This window comes from Tepidanaerobacter sp. EBM-38 (assembly GCA_001896545.1).
Classification (GTDB): domain Bacteria; phylum Bacillota; class Thermosediminibacteria; order Thermosediminibacterales; family Tepidanaerobacteraceae; genus Tepidanaerobacter.
In genome coordinates this window covers 1-4,199 of record MPOT01000013.1, presented here as the reverse complement: position 1 = coordinate 4,199, position 4,199 = coordinate 1, and the positions used below count along the sequence as shown (strand labels likewise).

Sequence of the window (4,199 nt, the reverse complement as noted above, 5' to 3'; positions counted from 1 at the left end):
TTTGGTCTTCTTTGGTTTGACCGCCCTCAAGCACACAGTCTTTATAGGGCCAGACAAGCGTTACATCGCTCTGTTGGCTGATAAGCTTTCCTTCACTATTTGCCAGACCTATCTTATTCTTGAACATTGTGTAGCTGTCAGGTAGAAATTCACGGGATTCCAATACCCAAGCAAACTTCATTTTATCAAAGACAAGCACTCCATTAACTTCGACAAAAAAGTGCGATTTGAGGGTTTCATTGTCCATAAGGCGCCCAAGTAGTAATCCATCCATACGCATACATGCGTCATAAACCTTTGCTTTCAGAATTCTATCATCCTCACCTACGAAACGGTCGTCTTGCTTCAAAACCTCCTCTAATATTTCCAAAAACTTCATTTATTTTCCTCCCTCAGCACTTCAAAATACATAATCATCACTTATCAGCCGCCTCGCCCTTCGTAACCCACTTATCCACTTCACTAATCTTGAATTTCCACAACTTCCCAACTTTATGAGCAGGCATCTCTTTATTAGCAATCCATCTATAAATGGTATCTTTACTAACACCCAGGCGTTCAGCAATTTCTTCAAGGGATGACCATTTTTCTGTAGTTGAATAATCCATTTTTGCAATCTCTCCTTCGAGAATTTACTGCTTATATTGTATCAAATAATTTCCAGTTCGTATATGCGTTAGTTGGTTTTAGTATGTATTTAAGGACATTGTTTGTTATACTCCCTTCAAGAAGCAGATTGCTCCTGGGCTTGCCTCGACATGCAAAGAAAAAGCCCCGTGAGAGAGCTAATATTCACTCTCCCACAGGGCTGCTTGGTTTTTCCGTTGCTAAGGCGTTAGGTTAGCTGGGTAAGGAAGGTTTGGTGTTGGATTGTTATTTATTGTGTGTTGCTACTAACATACATAATGTCTGCATTATTATAGTCTTTTTCATGCAAGAACCACATATGCCAATCATTGCCTACCTTAACTACCGATGGCTTGCCTTGCCATAAATCCTGTGAAGTTATAACAGATCCATCTGTTTTTGTCCACTTGATGCCATCTGTAGACCAGGCATATCCTATAGCCTTGGGTCCGCTTCCAGCCGCATACCACATGTAGTAGAAATCTCCGTCTTTAACAACCCAAGGTTGGTAAAGCTGACCAGCATCCCATTCTTCGTCAGTTCCCGGCTTCAAAACCGGCTCCGAAACAGGTGTATATAATCCTGTAAGAGAATCGCTAGTTGCTAATCCAATTTGGTATCCATTAGTGTCACTTTTCCCTTGATAATACAGCTTGTATTCTGTCCCGTCATAGACGACCATAGGATTGTCTATCTTTTTCTTAGCCCAATCTCCAACGGCTGATGTATCCAAAACCTTTGTAGAGGTGTTACCCCAAGTAAAACCATCTGCTGATTCGTACACATTAATCTCATTACCGCCAGAGTTGGAGTTAAACATATAGTACTTGCCTGCATCCTTAATAATGGAGAAGTTATCCAGTCCTTCCCAAATATTTTCACCCAACTTAAGTTCATTTCCGGTTACATTTTTTAGACCGCTAATGGTGGCTGCCACTCTATGGTATGCTTTCATAGGCGTTGTTCCATACGTTCTATACCATAGATGGTAATTGGTACCATCGTACAATACGCTTGGACGAGTATAGCCTGTCAAGAACTGTTCTGCTGGAGTTTTGAAATTTATTGTTTCCGGTGCTATAACAGTAAACTCCTTCGTACCACTACCCAGTACTACTTCCCCACCACTGATATCCAATAGAGAAACGGTTACGCTGTAGCTCCCGGCTGCAAAGTCTGCCTGGAACGGCGTGGTTACGCCTTCTGCACTCAACAGTGCCGGTAGCTGCGTTAAGGTGAATCCGCTGGAGGGACCAAAGTAGGCAACACCCTCAGCATCGGTAGTAAAGCTGTGCCATGTGCTCGGGTCCAGGTTATCTCCTGCTTCAGGATACTTGATGACCTGGTTCGCTAAAGCAGAGCCGTCTTTAGTTACCACAGCTTTGTAGCGCAAAGGAATGTTGTCCGCAATTGCACCATTGTTCGTTACCTTGGTATTGATAGCAAAGCCAACTGTACCAGCTACAATATTATCTAGACCAGTGAAGGTAAATGTCACTTCAGGTTCTACTAGTGTTGTCATCGCTTCATTCGTGTAATATGGCACATAAGCACACTCAGATGCTTTATCTCCTGCAACTAATAATATGGTCTCGAAATTCGGCTTCGGGCTGCCCCAGTAGTTTTTGAATAAGTAAACCTTAATGTCTACAGCGGTAAGCTTGACATATTCGGGATCAACTGGTTTTTCATCTGAACCATATACAGGCGGTATGAGTTTGTTTTCTGTAATATCAGCTGTTGCTGCAGTATTTGCTCCGACAAAGTCAATCCTAATCGCCCGACCGCCTATATTGCTATTATCTTTGTCTGAATCCCAATTTTCGATTACATTGCCAGTGATTGTCAGTTTAGCTTCTGGCGTTGTTAAGCAACTACTATAGAGATTTATCCCGTTCTTGGTTACATCTTCTATAATATTATCGGTGATTGTAATGCTGTCTGATGCCCTTATAATTCTAATAGCCGTACCAGTACTATCCTCTTGACCGATATTTGAAAATAAATTTTTGTCAATTGTAATTGGCTCGGTAGCTGATGTAACATCTAGTCCGATAATGGATCCATCAGGTGCTCCCGTTTGTACTTGGTCGATATTTGTAAATTTGTTATTAATTACAGTCAAGCCTGTGATGTTGGAAGCCAGAATACCTTTTGTTTCAATTGTGAGGCCATTAAGCGTAACATCTCCACCAGTAATCCTAATTCCACCAGTCACAACCGATTCATCAGTCCAAAGCCCCTCCGGGTCTTTATCGGCATTTACACCAAGTATGGTGAGGGATTTGTCGATGGTAAGCTCTTCGCTAAACGTGCCTGCAGCAACTACAATGGCATCTCCTACATTAGCTTCAGTAATTGCTGTCTGGATGGTGCCGTAACCTTTGCCCTGGGTGGTATTGGTAACTGGTGGTGATACTAATGTTACAACTGTCGATACATAGGTACCATCATACATAGAGCCTGACTGATTGCCATCTATGTCTTTGACTAACGAGTAAATCTTAAATTCATTATTAGTATACTGTGCAGTTAAAGCTCTTATCTGGATTAATGCGTCTCCACCGAATGTTAATGTCCAAGTCTTCGAAGAAGCAACATACGTTGCCGATAGCCCCCATCCTTCTGCTATGCTCTTCCTGTTACTAGCCTCCGATTCGTCCATTCCAACTGGTGCCCAAGGATTACCTGCGTTCGGATAAAGCTTGAACTCAGGCAGTTCATCTACACCTTCAGGCAGGCTTCCATACTTACCTAAGTTATGATCAATCTCAAGGTACTCTAAGTCCTTGTCATGATCAACTGCAAAGGTTACCGTAAAGTTTTCTGCCGCCGCCCCAATAATTTCACTAGGGCCTGTTACTGTTAAGGTCGGAATGCTTGGCTCTTCCGGCTTCGCCTTTACTGTAATCGTTTCGCTACCTTCCGCAATTACAGCTTCATTGTCTTCCATGTCGACCAGCTTAAAGGTAATGGTGTATTCTCCAGCTTTATCAAAAGTAACTTTCCAGTTAGTTGTCGCTGTGTACTCGGCTGGAAGGGCAAATCCGGTTTCTGGGCCCCAAACGCCTTCATTGGTAAATGTGTGCTCTACATTGTTCGTATCGGTTGCCTTAAAGATTACGGTTGCACCTTCAGGGCTTGTGGCCACAAACTTAAACCGCACTTTATTGTAGCCAAAGTCGCCTCTTACATCAGTGGCAAAGGTGACATCAATATCTACTTCTTCACCTTCGGTGATTTCTTCCGGTACGGTGTAGCTGAACTTGTAGGTAGAAGCTACTTGTTCTTCTACTTCGGTAAAGCTCCAGCTGCCCTCTGCATAGGTGGCCTTCATTTCTTTGTCGCCATCTTTGAAGGTAAACTCGGTTACACCTTCTGGCACAGTGAACTTACCTTCAGTATAGGTTACACCATCTGATATTTCTGTGATGTCACCTGTTGCTGTGTATGCAACCTCTGTGGTGGTCGGCTCTGTTGTTTCTTCTTCCAAAACTACGGTTACGGTCTCGTCTTTATCCGATACGGTAAATGTGCCTTCCTTTGTGACATAACCGTCTGCACTTACGGTG

At 43.0% G+C, this 4,199-nt stretch carries 3 protein-coding genes; all 3 read right to left on the bottom strand.

Annotated features, from left to right (window positions below):
• Window positions 1-379, bottom strand: a 379-nt coding sequence (locus BUC45_RS00785) for a site-specific DNA-methyltransferase (protein ID WP_296969460.1), incomplete at its 3' end; no start/stop codon positions are given.
• 37 nt (window positions 380-416) lie between these two features.
• On the bottom strand, window positions 417-608 hold the full coding sequence (locus BUC45_RS00780) for a helix-turn-helix domain-containing protein (protein WP_296969458.1): 192 nt from the start codon (window positions 606-608) through the stop codon (window positions 417-419).
• A gap of 269 nt (window positions 609-877) precedes the next feature.
• The coding region (locus BUC45_RS00775) for a right-handed parallel beta-helix repeat-containing protein (RefSeq protein WP_296969456.1) at window positions 878-4,199 on the bottom strand (3,322 nt) is incomplete at its 5' end.

Coding starts and splice junctions, on each gene's coding strand:
- BUC45_RS00780 (WP_296969458.1), bottom strand. CDS start 608: ATGGATTATTCAACTACAGAAAAATGGTCATCCCTTGAAGAAATTGCT.